12 protein-coding genes are annotated in these 18,104 nt (G+C 74.5%); 6 read left to right on the top strand and 6 right to left on the bottom strand.

Annotation, left to right across the window (positions count from 1 at the left end; genetic code table 11):
- Nucleotides 1-7 precede the first annotated feature (7 nt).
- Nucleotides 8-1,102, top strand: coding sequence for a glycoside hydrolase family 18 protein (locus LQ327_RS08675; RefSeq protein WP_230731633.1), 1,095 nt, complete (start codon nucleotides 8-10; stop codon nucleotides 1,100-1,102).
- Nucleotides 1,103-1,111: 9 nt separating this feature from the next.
- Here LQ327_RS08675 and LQ327_RS08670 read toward each other — a convergent pair whose 3' ends face one another.
- The gene (locus tag LQ327_RS08670; RefSeq protein WP_230731631.1) at nucleotides 1,112-2,128 is read right to left on the bottom strand and encodes an alcohol dehydrogenase; all 1,017 of its coding nucleotides are present in this window, start codon (nucleotides 2,126-2,128) and stop codon (nucleotides 1,112-1,114) included.
- Nucleotides 2,129-2,415: 287 nt separating this feature from the next.
- Here LQ327_RS08670 and LQ327_RS08665 point away from each other — a divergent pair, with 287 nt between their 5' ends.
- Together LQ327_RS08665 and LQ327_RS08660 are read left to right on the top strand one after the other, a co-directional pair.
- Nucleotides 2,416-4,845: a glycerol-3-phosphate 1-O-acyltransferase gene (locus tag LQ327_RS08665; RefSeq protein ID WP_230731629.1), complete on the top strand. Its 2,430-nt coding sequence runs from the start codon at nucleotides 2,416-2,418 to the stop codon at nucleotides 4,843-4,845.
- Nucleotides 4,832-6,298 carry an HAD-IB family hydrolase gene (locus LQ327_RS08660; protein WP_230731626.1) on the top strand — a complete coding sequence of 489 codons (1,467 nt, stop codon included), beginning with the start codon at nucleotides 4,832-4,834 and terminating at the stop codon, nucleotides 6,296-6,298. The genes LQ327_RS08665 and LQ327_RS08660 overlap by 14 nt, the downstream gene beginning before the upstream one ends.
- 4 nt (nucleotides 6,299-6,302) lie before the next feature.
- Here the strand turns inward: LQ327_RS08660 and LQ327_RS08655 are convergent, their stop codons facing one another.
- Complete coding sequence (locus LQ327_RS08655) at nucleotides 6,303-7,040, bottom strand: enoyl-CoA hydratase (RefSeq protein ID WP_230731624.1); 738 nt, start codon at nucleotides 7,038-7,040, stop codon at nucleotides 6,303-6,305.
- Nucleotides 7,037-7,534: a winged helix-turn-helix transcriptional regulator gene (locus LQ327_RS08650; RefSeq protein ID WP_230731623.1), complete on the bottom strand. Its 498-nt coding sequence runs from the start codon at nucleotides 7,532-7,534 to the stop codon at nucleotides 7,037-7,039. The genes LQ327_RS08655 and LQ327_RS08650 overlap by 4 nt, the downstream gene beginning before the upstream one ends.
- Nucleotides 7,535-7,611: 77 nt before the next feature.
- On the opposite strand from LQ327_RS08650, the gene LQ327_RS08645 reads away from it, so the two are divergent.
- Nucleotides 7,612-8,265, top strand: a complete 654-nt coding sequence (locus LQ327_RS08645) for a dihydrofolate reductase family protein (RefSeq protein ID WP_230731618.1) — start codon at nucleotides 7,612-7,614, stop codon at nucleotides 8,263-8,265.
- A 28-nt stretch (nucleotides 8,266-8,293) separates the two neighbouring features.
- Here the strand turns inward: LQ327_RS08645 and LQ327_RS08640 are convergent, their stop codons facing one another.
- Together LQ327_RS08640 and LQ327_RS08635 are read right to left on the bottom strand one after the other, a co-directional pair.
- On the bottom strand, nucleotides 8,294-9,088 hold the full coding sequence (locus LQ327_RS08640; protein ID WP_230731616.1) for an SAM-dependent methyltransferase: 795 nt from the start codon (nucleotides 9,086-9,088) through the stop codon (nucleotides 8,294-8,296).
- A gap of 88 nt (nucleotides 9,089-9,176) precedes the next feature.
- On the bottom strand, nucleotides 9,177-14,708 hold the full coding sequence (locus LQ327_RS08635) for an ATP-binding protein (RefSeq protein WP_230731614.1): 5,532 nt from the start codon (nucleotides 14,706-14,708) through the stop codon (nucleotides 9,177-9,179).
- Between the two features lie 94 nt (nucleotides 14,709-14,802).
- Between LQ327_RS08635 and LQ327_RS08630 the strand changes: the two genes are divergently transcribed.
- Together LQ327_RS08630 and LQ327_RS08625 are read left to right on the top strand one after the other, a co-directional pair.
- Complete coding sequence (locus LQ327_RS08630) at nucleotides 14,803-16,668, top strand: S9 family peptidase (protein WP_230731610.1); 1,866 nt, start codon at nucleotides 14,803-14,805, stop codon at nucleotides 16,666-16,668.
- 35 nt (nucleotides 16,669-16,703) lie between these two features.
- Nucleotides 16,704-17,480: an HpcH/HpaI aldolase family protein gene (locus LQ327_RS08625; RefSeq protein ID WP_230731608.1), complete on the top strand. Its 777-nt coding sequence runs from the start codon at nucleotides 16,704-16,706 to the stop codon at nucleotides 17,478-17,480.
- Here LQ327_RS08625 and LQ327_RS08620 read toward each other — a convergent pair.
- Nucleotides 17,470-18,033 carry a TetR/AcrR family transcriptional regulator gene (locus LQ327_RS08620; protein WP_230731605.1) on the bottom strand — a complete coding sequence of 188 codons (564 nt, stop codon included), beginning with the start codon at nucleotides 18,031-18,033 and terminating at the stop codon, nucleotides 17,470-17,472. The genes LQ327_RS08625 and LQ327_RS08620 overlap by 11 nt on opposite strands.
- Between the last annotated feature and the right edge of the window lie 71 nt (nucleotides 18,034-18,104).

Raw genomic sequence — 18,104 nt, 5'->3', positions numbered from 1 at the left:
TCCGCTAGTGCGCCTCGCCCTCCGCGCGGCCCTCGGCGGGGTCCTCCTGACGATGGTGCTCGTCGCCTGCTCGGTCGTGCCCTCGCCGGTGCGCACGGCGGATCCGGCGCCGGCCGCCGAGTCCACCCCCGTCGCGGCCGCCGGGGCGAGGAGCCCGGCGACGACCACGACGACCGCCGCCCCCGTCCGGGAGGGCACCAAGGCGCCCGCCGGCCCGCTGCCCACGGTCCGCGTCGCGCCGTACGTCGACCTGACCACCCCGCCGCTGCCCGACCTGGGCGCGCTCGCGGCCGCCTCCGGACAGAACGACGTCGTGCTGGCGTTCGTCCTCGCGGGGGCCTCGTGCACGCCGACCTGGGGCGGCACGACGCCGATCACCGACCCCGCGGTGCAGCGCTCGGTCGCGGCGCTCAAGGCCCGCGGCGGCACGACGACGGTCTCCTCCGGCGGCGCCGTCGGGACCTACCTGGAGACCCGCTGCCCCGACGCGCGCTCGCTCGCCACCGCGTACGGCAAGGCCCTCGACGCGGTGGGCACCGATCACCTCGACGTCGACGTGGAGACCGACACCGGGCGGGCGGTCTCGGTCGCGCGCATCGCCGACGCGCTGGCGCTGCTCCAGTCCGAACGCGGCGCCCGGATCACGCTGACCGTGCAGGTCGAGGACGCCGCGACCGGGATGACCGCCACCGCCGAGGATCTCGTCCGGGCGGTGTCCGACCGCGGGGTCGCGGTGCGGGTCAACCTCATGGTCATGAACTTCGCGGCGAGCGGGTCGTGGTCCCGGGCGATGCTCGACGCGGCGGCCGCCTCGACCCGCACCCTCGAGGGGATGTGGCCGGGCAGCGACCCGGCCGACGTCGCCGCGCGGGTCGGGGTGACGTTGATGCTGGGCCGCAACGACACCGACGCGACGACGACCCTGGCCGACGCCCGGGCGCTCGTCGAGGGCGCCCGGGCGGCCGGCTACGGCTACGTCGGAGCGTGGTCGTTGGCCCGGGACAACGGCGGCTGTCCCGGCACCGCGACCGAGGCCGACGACTGCAGCGGCATCGACCAGTCCCGGTGGGCGTTCACGAGGACGCTGCAGGGCTTCCGGTGAGCCGGGCCCTCAGTTCCCGGTGGTGAGGACCATCCGGAAGCGGGCGTCGTTGGCCATCATCTTGTCGTAGGCCTCGGCCGCCTTCTCCAACGGCATCGTCTCGATCATCGGGCGCACGCCGGTGATCCGGGAGAAGTTCAGGGTGTCCTCTGAGTCCTTCGACGTGCCCGAGGGGTGGCCCGCCACGTCGGTCGCGGGCCCGATCAGCGACATCGCGTCCAGCGTCAGCGGGGTCTCCGCGGCGCCGAGGACGACGAGCTGGCCGCGCGGCGCGAGCCCCGGGACGAGCGCGGAGATCGCCTCGCCGTTCGTGGCGGTCGCGAGGATCGTCGTGGCCCCGCCCAGCTCGGCCAGCGCCGCGCCCGGGTCGGTCGCCTGCGAGTCGATGTGGTGGTGGGCGCCGAGCTGCTTGGCCAGGTCGGCCTTGTCGGTGCCGCGGGAGATCGCCACGACCTCGCAGCCCATGCGCGCGGCGAACTGGATCGCCAGGTGGCCCAGGCCGCCGACGCCGAGCACGGCCACCCGGTCCCCGGGGCGGGCCGGGCTGGAGCGCAGCGCGTGGAAGGTCGTCACGCCGGCGCAGAGCAGCGGCGCCGCGTCCTCCGCGGACAGCTCGGCCGGGATCCGCGCCAGCGCGTCGGCGGGCACGACGAGGGCGTCGGCGTACCCGCCGTCGAACGTCACGCCGGGGATGCGCCCGTTCGCGCAGGTGATGAAGTCGCCCCGGCGGCAGGACTCGCAGTGGTAGCAGGCGCCGCCGAACCAGCCGACGCCCACGCGGTCACCGGGCGAGAACTCCGCGGTGACACCCGGGCCGACCGCGTCCACGAGGCCGACGACCTCGTGGCCGGGGATGATCGGGAACGGCGTCGCGTCCCCCATCACGCCCTCCTTGGCGAACATGTCCGAGTGACAGACCCCGCAGGCCTGCACCGTCACCCGCACCTCGCCCTCGCCGGGCACGGGGAGGTCCCGCTCGACCAGCTCGAAGTCCGCTCCGGCCTTCGGCACCTGTACTGCACGCACGTCGTCACTCCACCTCTCGCGAACGGCGCCGGTTCCGGCACCGTCGGATGCGTACCCGCGCATGGACGGACCGACGCGCGGGCGTCACGATCACCACCGTCGCGATCACCACGTGCCACGATGACCGCCGGGTAGGGTGACCCTCACCCGCGTCGCGGTCATCTCCGGGCCACGCGGGCTCACGACGCGGGAGGTGCACCGTGGAGTCCCCGTCCGTCCCCGCCGCGTCCCCCTCGGAGCCGCCGGGCGCGCCCGGCCCGGGGGGCACGCCGCGAGCGTCAGGCCCGGTGGGGCTCCCGGAGCAGCCGACGGCGCTGCCCCCGCACGGCGCACACCTGCCCGACTCCGGCGACCGGCCCCTCGTCGTCCTCGTCGACGCCCCGAGCGTGCTCGAGCGCCGGCTCATCGACCGGTGGCTCGCCGGGATGTCCTCGGCGAACGGGCGCCGGGTCGAGACGGTGCCCGTCGAGAGCGAGCAGCTCGCGAGCCGGCTGACCCGCGGCGACAACGCCCTGCTGGTCCCGGTGCGGCTGGTCTGGGAACCGGCCGGCCCGGCGCCGGAGAAGACGCTGCTGCGCCTGCTCGACGCGGTCACCCGGCGGTCGAAGCTGCGGGACCGGGCGCGGGCCGCCCGCGCCCAGCCGCGCCGCGACGGCCGCGAGATCCGCCACCGCATCGTCGTCGGCCGTCCCGCGACCGCGCGGGAACTGCTCGTCCGGCACCGTCGCGAGCGGATGGGCACCAACACCGAGGACTTCGTCCGCTTCGTCGCCCAGCAGGCCAAGCTCGCGCTCGACCGCGCGGAACGCAGCGTGCTCGGCAACCGCTCGAAGGTGCCGCGCGAGGTCAGCGACCAGATCGTCGGCGGCGCGCACTTCGCCCGCGAGGTCCGGCGCCTGGCCGAGGAGACCGGCCGCTCGGAGTCCGACGTGGCGGCCGAGGCGGAGAAGGATCTGCAGAGCCTCGTCGCGGCGATGGACCCGACCGCGGTCGACATGTTCTCCGGGGTCCTGCGCCCGATGCACGAGCGCGCGTGGGAGGTCCACGCCGACACCAGCGGCCTGGAGCCGCTGCGCGAGCTCAACGCCGAGCACGCCCTGGTCTTCCTGCCCTCGCACCGCTCCTACACCGACCCGTTCGTGCTGGCCGAGGTGCTGCGCGAGAACGACTTCCCCCGCAACCACGTGCTCGGCGGCAACAACCTGCGCATCTGGGGTCTGGAGGCCCTGGCCCGGCGCAGCGGGATCATCTTCATCCGCCGCAGCTTCGGCAAGGACGCCGTCTACAAGGCCGTGGTCCGTGAGTACTTCTCGTGGCTGGCAGCCAAGCGGTTCAACCTCGAGTGGTACATGGAGGGCGGCCGGTCGCGGACCGGCAAGCTGCGGCCCGCGAAGTACGGGCTGCTCTCCGACGTCGCGCACGCGGTGGAGACCCGCCGCACCTCCGACGTCTACCTGGTGCCCGTGTCGATCATGCACGACCAGCTCCAGGAAGTGCACCAGATGGCCGCCGAGCAGACCGGCACGGCGAAGACGCCGGAGGGCCTGCGCTGGTTGGCCGGGTACGCCCGCGCGCAGCGCCGGCCGGTCGGTGCCCTGCACGTGAGCTTCGGGGAGCCGCTGTCCCTGCGCCAGGCGCTCTCCACCGCGGGCGACCCCGCGCTGGAGCGCACCCCGGACGACATCGACGGCGACTCCACCGACGCGTCGGCCCGCCGGCTCGCCCTGCAGAAGACCGCCTTCGAGGTCTTCGTGCGCATCAACCGGGTCACGCCCGTCACGCCGATCGCGCTGGCCGCCCTGGCCCTGCTCGGCGTCCGCGACCGGGCGCTCACCCTTTCCCAGGTGCGCCGGGTGCTCGAGCCGGTCCTGGACTACGCCGAGGCCCGCAAGCTGCCCCACACCGGCGTCGAGTCGCTGCGCACCAACGGCGGCGTCGCCGAGGCGCTGCTCGCGCTGCGCCAGGAGAAGGTCGTGTCGGCCTACACCGACGGCACCGAGCCGGTGTTCTCGGTCGAGCCGGGCCACCACATCGTCGCCGCCTTCTACCGGAACTCGGCGATCCACCACTTCGTCAACCGGGCGATCGTGGAGCTCTCGGTGCTCGAGGTCGACGACGCCGAGGAGGGCCGGGAGGCGCTGGCGGCGGGCTTCACCCACGCCCTCGCCCTGCGCGACCTGCTCAAGTACGAGTTCTTCTTCCCGGACAAGGAGACCTTCCGCAACGAGCTCACCACCGAGCTGTCGCTGATCGACCCGGACTGGACCGAGCGCGACCGCCCGGTGACCCGCACCAAGGAGATCCTGCTCGCGAGCCCGTTCCTGTGCGCGCACCGCGTGCTGCGCTCGTTCGTGGACGCGCAGTGGCTCTTCGCGGAGCGGCTCGCGGCCTGGGAGACGGCGCGCCCGGTGGAGGAGTCCGAGCTGTTCGACGACTGCTCGGCGGTGGGCCAGCAGCTGCTGCTCCAGGGCCGCTTGCACGGTCCGGAAGCGTTGTCCCGCGAACTGTTCGCATCGGCACTGCGTCTGGCGGGGAACAGGGGACTCGTGGAGGTTCCCACCCCGGCGTCCGCCGCCGACGTCGATGCCGCCCGCGCGGAGCTGGCCGTCCGGCGCCGTGCCTTCGCCGACGAGATCCGCGCCGTGGTCGGCCGCGTCGTGCGGATCGACGAGACCGACGCCCGTAACCGACAGGAGAGCACCGGTGTCCGACCCTGACGCCCCCATCGCCGGGGGCGCCGCTGCCCAGCTGCTCGAGGACGTCCGGAACAGTCCCGAGGGACCACAGGTCGGCGCGTTCTTCGACTTCGACGGCACGGTGATCGCCGGGTACTCGGTGATGGCGTTCATGCGCCACCACCTGCGCAACTTCGACGTGCACCTGAGCACGACGCTGAAGACCCTCGCCGCGGGCACCCAGAAGCTCGAGACCGAGGAGGACTTCCGCAAGTTCCTCCAGATCACCGGCCGCACCTGGGCCGGCCGCACGCCCGAGGAGCTCGAGCAGCTCGGGCAGCAGCTCTTCCGGGACGAGATCGGGCCGTCGGTCTACCCGGAGGCCTGGCGGCTGGTGCGCGCGCACCTCGAGCGCGGGCACACCGTCGTGCTGGCCTCGTCCGCCACCCGGTTCCAGGTCGGGCCGGCGGCGAAGGCGCTGGGGATCGAGCACACCCTCTACACCGCGCTCGAGGTCGACGCCGACGGCAAGCTCACCGGCCACCCCGACGGGCGCACGCCCTACGGCGAGGGCAAGGCGGCCGCCGTCAAGGACTTCGCCGCGGCGCACCAGGTCGACCTCGACACCAGCTTCGCCTACTCCAACGGCAACGAGGACGTCCCGTTCCTCGCCACCGTCGGCCGTCCCACCGCGGTCAACCCGTCTGGAGGCCTGCGCCGCGCGGCGGCGGAGCGCGGCTGGCCCGTCGTCGACTTCGCCGGCCGGCCGTGGTCGGGCCCCGTCGAGGTGGCCCGCACCGCGGGGACCTACGCCGGGATGATGGGCGGGTTCGCGACGGGCCTCGGGCTGGGTCTGATCGGCGGGTCGCGGCGCGCGGGGCTGAACATGGGCATCGGGCTCGGCGGCGACCTCTCGCTGCTGGCCTCGGGGGTCTCGCTCGACGTGCACGGCGCCCACCACATCTGGGACTCCCAGCCCGCGGTGTTCCTGTTCAACCACCAGAGCCAGCTCGACGTCCTCGTCCTGGGCGGGCTGCTGCGCGGCAACTTCGCGCCGGTGGCGAAGAAGGAGCTGGCGACCAACCCGCTGTTCGGCCCGCTGATGCGGCTGCTCGAGACGGCGTTCATCGACCGGGCCGACAACGCGCAGGCCCGCAAGGCCCTCGAGCCCGCCGTCGAGCGGTTGCGGTCGGGCGTCTCGGTGGTCATCGCCCCGGAGGGCACCCGGTCGGCGACGCCGAGCCCGGGCCCGTTCAAGAAGGGCGCGTTCCACCTGGCGATGCAGGCCGGGGTGCCGGTGATCCCGCTGGTGTTCCGCAACACCGGCGAGCTGATGAGCCGCAACGCGATGATCATCCACCCGGGCGTCGTGCAGGTGGCGGTGCTGCCGCCCATCGACGTGTCCGGCTGGGACGCCGAGGACCTCGACGAGCGGGTCGAGAGCGTCCGGCAGCTCTACCTGGACACCCTCGCCCACTGGCCCGGCGAGGACTGAGCCCCTACTTCCCGACGAAGTTCGGGGCCCGCTTCTCCTCGCGGGCCCGGCGGCCCTCGACGAGGTCCTCGCTCGCCCAGCATGCGGCGAAGGCGTCCCCGACGGCGTCGAGCGTCTCCGGATCCCGCTGGTCCTCGAGCAGACGGTTCGCGGCCAGCTTGTTGTAGGCGAGCGTCAGCGGCGCCAGCGCGGCGATCTCGGCCGCCCAGGCCAGCGCGTCCTCGGGCGAGCCGGTCCGGTCGACCAGCCCGTGGGCCAGGGCCTCGGCATGGTCGAGGCGCTCGCAGGCCAGCAGCATCCGGCGCGCCGGGCCGCCTCCCGCGAGCAGCGCCAGGCGCCGGACCGTCCACGGGTCCACGGCGAGCCCGAGCGCCGCCGTCGGGAGTCCGAAGACCGCGCGCTCGGCGGCGACCCGCAGGTCGGCGGCGATGGCGAGCTGGGTGCCCGCGCCGATGGCCGCGCCCTGGACGGCGGCGATCACCGGGACCGGGACCGCGACGACCCGCTGCAGCATCGCGTAGAGCGCGTCGAGGAACCCGGCGTCGCCGACGGTGTCGAGGTCGGCGCCGGAGCAGAACGCGGAGCCCTCCCCGGTGAGCACGACGACGCGGGTGCCGCCGGCGACGGCGTCGTCGAGCGCGGCGTGCAGGTCGCGGCAGTGGGCGGTGTTCAGGGCGTTGCGCCGGTCGTGGCGGGCGATCCGCAGTTCGGTCACGGCGCCGTGGGAGTGCGACTCGATCACGAGACCGCAGTCTGCCCCAGCGCCTCCTGGTAGGCCGCCGCCAGGCGTGCGGTGGCCGACGGGCCGGCGGGCGCGGGCGCCCCGAGGTGCAGGGTGCGCAGCTCGTCCATGAAATCCGCCCACAGCTCCGGACCGCCCGCCTCGAGCAGCTCCGCGCGCACCCGCAGGGGCTCGGTGGTCTCCCGGTGCCGCAGCCCCCACGAGCCCAGCGCCGCGAACACCGGCACGAGCTGGATCGCCGCCTCGGTGAGGCTGTAGGTGGCGCGCCGGCCGCGCCCGGCGTCGTCGCGGATCAGGAGGCCGGACGCGACGAGGCTCTTGAGCCGGTCGGCCAGGATGTTGGAGGCGATCCTCTCCTCGTTGCCCGCGAGCAGCTCGCGGAAGTGCCGGCGGCCGCCGAAGACGATGTCCCGCAGCACCAGCAGGCTCCAGCGGTCGCCGAACGCCTCGACGGCCTGGTTGATCGGACAGCCCGATCGCGGTTCACGGTCCATAGTGCTTGCACTTTACCACCACTGCGCTCTACGGTTCGGGACCAGTTGCAGGTTGCTACCACTTCGAGGAGGCCACCGTGGCCCGTCTCCGTGTCCACGCCTTCACGCTCTCCCTGGACGGCTACGCCGCGGGCCCGAACCAGCGCCTCGACGCCCCCATGGGGGACGGCCCCACCGGCGGCGACGCCCGCGACGGCCTGCACGACTGGATGTTCGCCACCCGCTACTTCCACGAGCTCACCGGCGAGGAGGGCGGCACCACCGGCCCGGACGACGACGAGGCGCGCGAGGGCTTCGAGGGCATCGGTGCCACGATCATGGGCCGCAACATGTTCGGGCCGGTCCGCGGGCCCTGGCCGGACCACTCCTGGACCGGCTGGTGGGGCCCGAACCCGCCGTACCACCACGACGTCTTCGTCATGACGCACCACCCGCGCCCGGACCTGGAGATGGCGGGCGGCACGACCTTCCACTTCGTCGACGCCTCCCCGGAGAAGACCCTCGAGCTCGCGGTGGGCGCGGCGGGCGGGCAGGACGTCCGTCTCGGTGGCGGCGTGTCGACCGTCCAGCAGTTCCTGCGGGCCGGGCTCGTGGACGAGATGCACCTGGTCGTCTCGCCGGTCCTCATCGGGGCGGGCGAGCGGCTGTTCGACGGCCCGTGGCCCGGCTACCGCCTCGAACCGTTCATCCCCTCCGAGACCGTGCTGCACGCCCGGGTGGTCCGCGCGTGAGCACCGGCGTCCGACCCGACGGATCCCGTCAGATCCGGGTGGCCAGCACGCCCCAGTGACCCGACCGGGCCTGTCCCGGCCCCGGGACGTCCGTCCCGTCCGCGGTCCAGTCCGGGGCCGACACCCAGCCCGGCGGCACGAGCTCCCAGCCGGACAGCCACGGCGTCATGACCTCCGGTTCCCGCAGCTCCGGCGGGTAGGAGAGGCCCTGGTGGGCATAGGTCACCCAGTCGGTGATGTCGGGGCGGCCGGCGTCGGTCATGGCGCTGAGGGCGAGCGCGCTGCCCGGGGTCGTCGCGTCGCGGATCGCGTGGACGGACCGCTCGGCGACGTCCATCCCGACGTAGTGCAGGACGCCGAGCGCGAGCACCGCCACCGGCCGGGTCAGATCGATCGTCGCGCGGACGTCCGGGTCGGCGAGGATGCCCGCCGCGTCGCCGACGTCCCCGCGCACCACCGCCACGCCGTCGACGTCCTCGACGAGGCGCCGGGCGTGGCGGACGGTCCGCTCCTCCACGTCGACGTAGACCACCCGCGGGCGCGCCCCGGCCGCTGCGGCCACCTCGTGCACCGGGCGAACCGTCGGGAGGCCGGAGCCGAGCTCGAGGAACTGGTCGACGCCGTGCCGGGCGAGGTGGGCGACCACCGCCCGGGAGAACGTGCGCAGGTCGCGGCACAGCTCCGGCATGCCGGGGAACACGTCCAGCGCCGCCTCGGTGAACTCGCGGTCGACCGGGGTGTTCTCCGAGCCCCCGAGCATGAAGTCGAACGTGCGCGCCATGCTCGGCACGTCGTCGTCGACCGGATCCACCCCATCGTCCACCCGGCATCCCCCCACCGGCTCGTCGTCGGGCCGGATCCTCCCCCACCATCCCGGCCGTGGCGCGGGGCGGGCATGCCGCCCCGCGCCCTCAGCCGTCCAGCGCCCCGATGACCCGGGGGCGCAGCTCGTGCGCCGAGATCACCGCGTCCACCGACCCGACCTCGACGGCCCTGTGGATGCTGTGGATGCCGTCGAACTCCGCCGCGACCGCGCCGAGGTACTCGGCCCGCACCGAGGCGCGGACCTCGCGCCACCGCGCCGCCACCGACGCCCGGTCGACCTCGTCCGCCGCCCGCATCGCCTCGCTGAGCTCGACGACCCGCTCGTCGGCGTCGGTGCGCTTGTCGACCTCCGCGGCGAACACCACGGCAGCCGCCGGCGCGCCACCGATCACCGAGGCGAACGAGCCCTCGACGGCGAGCACCGTCATCCGCGGGTTGAGCGCCCGGGAGAACACCACGAACGCGCCACCGTGGTAGCGCGAGATCACGACGAACACGATGGGCCCGTCGAAGTTCACGACCGCGCGGCCGATCTCCGCGCCGTACTCGAGCTGGACGTTGCGCATCGAGTCCGGGGAGCCGTCGAAGCCCGAGAGGTTCGCCAGCACGACGACGGGCCGGTTGCCGCTGGCCGCGTTGATCGCGCGGGCGGCCTTCTTCGACGACTTCGGGAACAGCGTGCCCGCGGTGTAGGTGTCCGGGCCGTCCGTGGGCGGGAAGCCGCGCCGCGGCACCGCCCGCGACTCGATGCCCAGCAGGCAGACCGGGTGTCCGCCGATGTGGGCGTCGAGCACGACGGCGGTGTCCGCGTCCGCCATGCCGGCCCACCGCTCCGGCGTCGGATGATCGGCGTCGGCGAGGGCCCGCATCACGGTGCGGATGTCGAAGGCCTTCTTGCGGTCCGGGTTGGTGGTGGCCGAGAAGATCTCCCCGACGGTGGTGAAGCTGGAGTCCGGCGAGTGGTGCGGCGCGGTGGTGATGTCCCGGTCGGTCGGATCGGTGGTCGCGACCCGCCGCGGGCCGGCCTCGCCGGGCACGATGTAGGCGTGCTCGTAGTGCGCGAGCACCACGTCGCGGGCGCTGCCCAGGTCGGGGGCCCAGTACTGGGCCTGGCCGTTCGGGCCCATCACGCGGTCGTAGCCGCCGATGCCGAAGTTGTCCTCGGCCGAGACCCCGCCGGAGAAGTCGAGGGACTGCTTGCCGGTGAGCACCATCGCCGAGTCGGGCGTCATGACCAGGATGCCCTTGGTGTGCATGAGCATCGTGGCCTCGGCGTTCCAGTACGGCTGGGCGCCGACGTTGATGCCCGCGACCACGACGTGGATCTCGCCACCGGCCTGGGTGAACTCGATGATCCGCTTGAGGCCACGGGCGACCCAGTCCATGTTCTCGGTGCCGGAGTCCATGGCGATCCGGGCCCCGGCCGAGAGCGTGTACCACTCGACGGGCACCGCCATCGCCTCGGCGAGGTCGAGGGCGGCGACGATGCGGGAGCACTCCGGCTCGGAGACGGCCCCCAGGGCCTTCGTCGGGTCCCCGCAGAGCAGGACCCGGGTGATGCCCTCGGGGTAGGCGTCCGTCGGGGTGGTCGCGACCCCGACGACGATGCCGGACTTGTTGCCACCCGCCGGACGGTCCACCGGCACGAGCGACCCGGCGTCGTCGAGGTCGTGCTCGACGACGCCGCCACCCTCGCCGGCGACGATGGAGAAGATCTCGTACGGGTACACGGTGCCGCGGCGGCGGGCCCGCATCACCTTCTGCCCGTAGTCGTCCATCGGGGCGAGGTTCTCGGTCGGCGGCGGCCCGACGGAGTACTGGACCCCGGCCCCGGGCTGGGCGTAGAAGCGGCCCGCGATGGGGAACGGCTCGCCGTCGGGACCCACCAGGTGCCCCTGCGCGAGGACCTCGTCGATGCCCGCACCCGAGGTGATCGGGGCGATGCTGCCCCGCAGCGCGGTCACCTGCTCGAGCTCGGCGGCGATCGGCGGCCAGATGTGCACCCAGACGTGGTTCATGTCCAGCGGCACCGAGCGGGTCGCCCGTTGCGCCCGGGCCCGGCGGATGCCCTCGACGCACCCGGCGATCGCCCGCTCGACCTGGGGCAGCGAGCTGACCCGCCCCTCGGCGTCGCGCACGACCGTCAGCTCGCGGGCCTGGGCGAGCGCCACCAGCCGCTGGTCGGCGGGGTTCTCCGGGGCGACGGCGTGGTACAGCAGCACGTCGTCGGGGGCCTCGAGCCGGGTGATGTCGAAGTCGCGCAGCCGCCACAGGTCCAGGCGGCGCCCGACCATCGGGTGTACGCCGCGCACGAGGTCGTCCTCGACCAGCCCGGGCGGGGCGGGGCGGAACGTGAAGTAGCCGACCGGCTGGCCGGGGGCGCAGACCGCGACAGCCACCCGGCGGACGTCGAGCGCGAACGGGGTCGCGAGCAGCAGGTCGTGCAGCGCCGCGGAGCACTCGTCGGGATCCGTGGGCGCCTCGGGCCAGGCCAGGTAGAGGTCGACGACGGCGGCCTGGTCGGCGGCGCGGGCGGCCACCCGCTCGGCCAGCGACCGGGCGATCGCGCTCGCCGGGTCCAGCTCGGCGACGCTCCCGACCGTGGAGACCAGCCGCGTCGGCCGCTCGTCGAGGACGTAGTCGGCCTCGATCCCGGGCCGGCCACCCGACCCGTCGACCGCCGCCCCGATGGACGCGGCGCCGAGGTGCCGCAGCTCGTAGCCGCGGTAGTGGCGCCGCACCAGGGTCTCGAGCAGCGCCTCCCGCACCGGCAGGCCGTCGAGCAGCCGGTTCGCGAGCAGGCCCACGATCCGCTCCGGGGTGCCCGCGAGGGCCTCGATCCGCTCGGCGCGGTCGGCGGCGTCGGGATGGGCGTCGAGGTGGGCGAGCTCCTCGGCGACCCGCTCGAGGGCGGCGTCCCGCTCGCGGGCGGCCGCGGGCTCGTCGAACCAGCGGTAGCGCACGCTGCGGGCGAGGTCGCCGACGGCGGGGAAGCGCCGCTGCGTGGCCTGCACCAGCCGTTCCAGGAGCTCCCGTATCCCGGCGGTGCGGGCGTCCCCCGCCGACGGGGCCGGCTCGCCGAGCCAGCGCTGCAGGATCGCCGTGACGATCGCGAGCTCCGGCGCCGAGCGCTGCTGGGCGAGGAAGACGCGGAACACCACGCGCTCGAGGGCGGGCGTCCGGGTGAGGTCGCTGACGCCGTAGTGCCGGACGACGCTGCGCAGCTTCTCGGTGTAGAGCTCGGGGAGCCCGCCGCGCTCGACGTCGAGGCTCTGCAGATAGGTGTGGAAGTACTCGCGCGGGCTGTGGACCCGCATCTCGGCGCTGGCCTCCTCGTCGGCGGGCCGGTTGCGCGAGAGCTCGGCGAAGTCCGCGAAGATCCCGAGCAGCTCGATCTCGTCGCCGTGGACGTCCTCGCCCCGGGCCGAGCGGGCGTCGCGCCCGCCGAGGTAGCGCTCGAGCGCCTCCCCCTCGTCGGCCGGCGTCACGTCGTAGCCGAGCAGGACGGCGCGCAGGTCGTCGACGGCGGGGGCCGGCTCGTCGGTCGCGGGGAGGTCGAGGTCGGGCGCGGCGTCCGCGGTCGCCGGCGCGGCGTCGTCGTCCTCGACGGGCTCGAGCCGCGCCAGCGCGGCACCCGTCTCGACCTGGTCGCCCGTGCCGACGTGCAGCTCCTTGACCACGGCGACGAACGGCGCGTGGAGCTGGGTCTCCATCTTCATCGACTCGAGCACGAGCACCGGCGCGCCCGCGGCCACCTCGTCGCCGACCGCGACCGGGGTGGCGACGACGAGCGCGGGCGCGGGTGCGCGCACCACGCCGCCCTCGTCCCGGCCGACCCGGTGCGCGACGCCGTCGACCTCCACGAAGTGCACCGGGCCGTGGGTCGCCGAGAGCACGCGGTGGGTGCGCCCGCCGAGGACGAGCCGGCTGTGGTGGGCGTCGAGGGGGTGGACCTCGGCGTGCAGCTCGTGGGGCCCGCCCTCGTCGTCCACGGTGACGCGGAAGCGCCGCGCGCCGACCCGGGACACCTCGAGGCGGTGGCCGTGGCCGCGCAGGGTCAGCTCGAAGGGCCGGGAGACGCGGTGCTGGACATAGGGGCGCCCGCCGCGGGCGGTCTCGAGCAGGCGCGAGACGTCGAGGAGCTCCTCGCTCTCGTAGGCCTCGACGGCCGCGGCGACCAGCGCGGTGCCGGCGTGGCGCTCCTCGGCGAGGCCGCCCTCGGCGCGCACCCGGTCGATCCAGCCGGTGTCGGCGGTCCCGTCGATCACCTCGGGGCGGTGGAGCAGGTCGAGCAGGAAGCTCTTGTTGCTGACCCCGCCCTCGATGACGACGGCGGTCTCGGCGAGGGCCCGGCGCAGGCGGGCCAGGGCCTCCTCGCGGGTCCGCCCGCTGGCGATGATCTTCGCGATCATCGAGTCGAACTCGGACGGGATGACGTCGCCGCGGCTGACCCCGGTGTCGACGCGCACGCCCGGGCCGCTCGGCAGGTCCAGCAGCTCGATGCGACCCGGCGAGGGCGCGAACTCGCGGTCGGGGTCCTCGGCGTTGAGCCGGGCCTCGACGGCGTGCCCGACCTCGACGGGCCGGTCGCCGACGTCGCCGAGCCGCCCGCCGCCGGCCACGTGCAACTGCAGCCGCACCAGGTCGGTGCCGGTGGTGATCTCGGTGACCGGGTGCTCGACCTGCAGCCGGGTGTTGACCTCGAGGAACGCGAAGGTCGCGTCCTCGGGGCGGTAGAGGAACTCCACGGTCGCGGCGCCGCAGTAGCCGACCGCCACGGCGAGCCGTTCCGCCGAGTCGCGCAGCAGCGCGGTCTGCTCGGCGTCGAGCAGCGGCGAGGCGGACTCCTCGATGACCTTCTGGTTGCGGCGCTGCACCGAGCAGTCGCGCACCCCGAGGGCCCAGGCGGTGCCGTGCGCGTCGGCGATCACCTGGACCTCGACGTGGCGGGCGCCGGTGACCAGCGCCTCGAGGAAGACGACGTCGCTGCCGAACGCCCGCCGGGCCTCGTCGCGGGTGGGCTGGTAGGCCTCCCGGAGCTCGCTCTCGGAGCGGATCAGCCGGATGCCGCGGCCGCCGCCACCCGCGGCGGCCTTGAGGACCAGCGGGTAGCCGATCGGCCCGGTGGCCGCGACCGCCTCGTCGAGCGAGGAGACCGCTCCCCCGCTCCACGGGGCGACCGGGACGCCGACCTCCTCGGCGAGCTGCTTGGCCCCGATCTTGTCGCCGAGGCGGCGCATCGCGTCGGCGCTCGGGCCCACGAAGGTGACGCCGAGCCGGGCGCAGCGCGCCGCGAACTCCGCGTCCTCCGCGACGAAGCCCCACCCGACCCAGACGGCGTCGGCGCCGGTTGCCACCAGGGCGGCCTCGAGGCGGTCGTGGTCGAGGTAGGGGCGGTCGGCCGCGGCGCCCAGCGAGTACGCCACGTCGGCCTCGCGGACGAACATCGCCGCGGGCTCGGCGTCGGTGTACAACGCGATCGTCCGGACCGGGTCGTCGAGCCGCCGTTCGGCGTTGAGGTCACGCACCGCGTGGATCAACCGGACCGCGGCCTCGCCGCGGTTGATGATCGCGATACGCCCCACCGGGCGCGGTTCGGCACCTTCGTCGCTCGCCACGCCCGAGAAGATTCCGGTTCCCGCCTGTACTCGCCAGTCCGCCGTCCCGATCGGTTTCGAACGGCCGGGTCCGGAGCAGGCATGATCTGGAGGCGTGGTCACCGAGAGCACACAGCGCAGCGACCCCACGGTCGACGTCCCCGAGCCCCTCTTCGCCGATCCGGCGGCCGAGGCCCGCTGGCGCGGTCGCTTCACCGCCGCCCGCATCTCCGTGCCCGACTGGGCCCGCGACGCCCCCGCGCACAGCGTCTACTCGTCGAACGCGAGCGGCACGTGGGAGGTCTACGCCTGGGACCGGGAGGCCGACGCGCACCGGCAGGTCACCGACCGGCCGCAGGGCACCCGCGGGGCGACGGTGTCGGTGGACGGCACCGAGATCTGGTGGTTCGACGACACCGACGGCGACGAGTTCGGGACCTGGGTGGCGGAGCCGTTCGCGGCCGGGGAGCGCCGGCAGGCCGTGCCGGGCGCCGAGCGCGGCTACCCCGCCGGGCTCGACCTGGGGCGCACGACGACGGCGATCGGCTGGTCCACCGACGAGGGGTCCACGCTCGCGGTCGCGGTCGGCGATGCGGCGCTGCGGACCGTCTACGCCCACACCGAGGACGCGGGCATCGGCGGGCTCTCCCGCGACGAGACCCTCCTCGCGATCTCGCACTCCGAGCACGGCGACTCCCGCCACCCCGCTGTCCGGGTCCTGCAGGTGGCCGACGGCTCGGCGGTCGCGGACCTGTACGACGGCGAGGGCAAGGGCCTGGAGCCCGTCGAGTTCGCGCCGGTCGCCGGGGACACCCGCCTGCTGGTGTCCCACGAGCGCCGCGGCCGCGACGAGCTCCTGATCTGGGACCCGGTGGCCGGCGTCGAGACCGAGCTGGTGATCGACCTGCCCGGCGACCTGTCGGCCGGCTTCTACCCCGACGCCTCCGCACTGCTCGTGGCCCACACCCGCGCCGGGCGGACCACGCTGCACCGCTACGACCTCACGACCGGCGAGCTCTCCGACCTCCCGACGGCGCGCGGGTCGGTCGGGGGCGCGGACGTGCGTCCGGACGGGTCGGTCGAGTACGGCTGGTCGTCGGCGGAGCACCCGTCGTCGGTGCGGGTGCTGCGTCCGGACGGGACCGACGAGGTACTGCTGACCCCGCCCGGGGACAAGCCCGCGCCGTCGGTGGCGCTGCAGGACGCGTGGGTCGCGGGCCCGGGCGGTGAGGTCCACGCCCTGTACGCCCGTCCGGAGGGGACCAGCCGCCCCGTCCCGACCCTCTTCATGATCCACGGCGGCCCCCAGGCGGCCGACGAGGACCGCTACTCGGCGGTCCGCGCGGTGTGGCTGGACGCCGGGTTCGCGGTGGTGCACGTGAACTACCGCGGCTCCTCGGGCTACGGCTCGGCGTGGCGCGACGCCATCGAGGGCCGGCCGGGGACGACGGAGCTGGAGGACGTCGCCGTCGTGCAGGCCTGGGCGGTGGAGTCCGGGCTCGCCGACCCGGCCGCGTGCGTGCTCGAGGGCTGGTCCTGGGGCGGGTACCTGACGCTGCTGGGGCTCGGCCTGCAGCCCGAGCGCTGGGCGGTGGGCTGCGCGGGCGTCCCGGTCGCGGACTACGTCGCCGCCTACGAGGACGAGATGGAGCCGCTGCGCGCGTTCGACCGCTCGCTGTTCGGCGGCTCGCCCACCGAGGTGCCCGAGATCTACCGGACGGCGTCCCCGCTGACCTACCTGGACGAGGTGTCGGCGCCGGTGCTGGTGCTGGCGGGCGAGAACGACCCGCGCTGCCCGATCCGGCAGATCGACAACTACCTCGACGGGCTCGCCGCACGGGGCCGGGAGTATGCGATGGTCCGCTACGACGCCGGGCACGGCTCGCTGGTGGTCGCGGAGACGCTGCGCCACACGGCGGCCGAGATCACGTTCACCCGACACGCGCTGGGTATGAATCTTCCGGTCGGCGACGAGAAGTGACCATGACGCCGGAGACGCGAAGCGGAGCCCGACCCATGACCCTGCCGGAGCAACTGCGCAGCGGCGCGCGGACCATCGGCTACTGGATGCTGTCCGACAACCCGCAGGCGGTCGAGCGGATCGCCGCGGCCGGCGACGACGGCGCGAACTACGACTACCTCTGCTTCGACGCCCAGCACGGCCTGCTGGACTACCGGGCGCTGCTGGACGGGCTCACCGCGCTGGACGCGTGCGGCTGCCCGGGGCTCGTCCGGGTCCAGGACAACCAGCAGTTCTTCATCGGCCAGGCTCTCGACGCGGGCGCGGCCGGCGTGATCGTGCCGATGGTGGACACCCCGGCCGACGCGCGGGCCGCGGTCGCCGCCTGCCGGTACCCGCCCGTAGGACGTCGCTCGTTCGGGCCGGTGCGCGCGGAGCTGCGGATGCCGACGACGCCGGCCGAGGCGAACGCGGCGGTGCTCTGCCTGCCGATGATCGAGACCGCCGAGGGGCTGGCCAACGTCGAGGAGATCGCCGCGACGCCGGGCGTGGACGGGCTCTACATCGGCCCGTCGGACCTGCGTCTCGGCCTCGGCGGTTCCGCTCCCGACGACGCGTCCCTCGACACGGAGTTCGCGGCGGCGCTCGACCGGATCCGTGCGGCCGCGGCCGCGGCGGGCATCGTCCTCGGGATCCACTGCCCGAGCGGGACGGTGGCGGCCGAGCGGATCGCGGCCGGGTTCAGCTGGGTGAGCATCGCGAGCGACCTCACGCACCTCGAGGAGGCGAGCCAGGCGCACCTCAAGGGTGCGCTCCGCGCACCTACCGGGTGACGGCGCGGAGCTCGGCCAGCGCCTCGCGGATGAGCTCCTCGAGGCCGCGGTCGTCGCCGTCGTCGGTGATCCAGCGCTCGAAGCCCATCCGGAAGACGGCGACGGCGCTCGAGGCTGCGAGGGTCGCCGCCGCCGTGGGCACCCCGCGGCGCAGGAGTCCCTCGGCGATCACCGCGGCGAGGCCCTCCAGCTTGATGAGCTCCCGTTCCCGCAGGTCGGGATGGGCGTCGATGATCGCCTGCCGGGCGCGCGGCCCGTCGGGGCGCTCGCCGAAGAGCTCCGCGCTCGCCTCGACGGCCCGCGCGGCGGCGTCGAGCGGGGAGAGATCGGCCGGTGCGTCGGTGAGCGCGCCGACGACGAGCTCGGACAGCTGCTCCTGCCCGGCGAAGAGCACCTCGCGCTTGTCGGCGAAGTGCCGGAAGAAGGTCCGCTCGGTGACCCCGGCGCGCGCGGCGATCTCGGCGACGGTGGTCTGCTCGAACCCGCGCTCCGCGTAGAGCTCCATGGCCGCACGCTGCAGGCGCCCCCGCGCACCCGGCACCCAGCGACCCATGACCTCCAGCCTAGTGATGACAGCGACTGACATGAAGGCGTACGGTCATGTCAGTCACTGACATTCTCCTC

Origin of the sequence: Actinomycetospora endophytica, from assembly GCF_021026375.1 — a bacterium.
In the GTDB taxonomy this organism is placed as follows: domain Bacteria; phylum Actinomycetota; class Actinomycetes; order Mycobacteriales; family Pseudonocardiaceae; genus Actinomycetospora; species Actinomycetospora endophytica.
The sequence above is the reverse complement of the archived record's forward strand: the minus strand, read 5'-3'. Positions and strand labels throughout refer to the sequence as shown.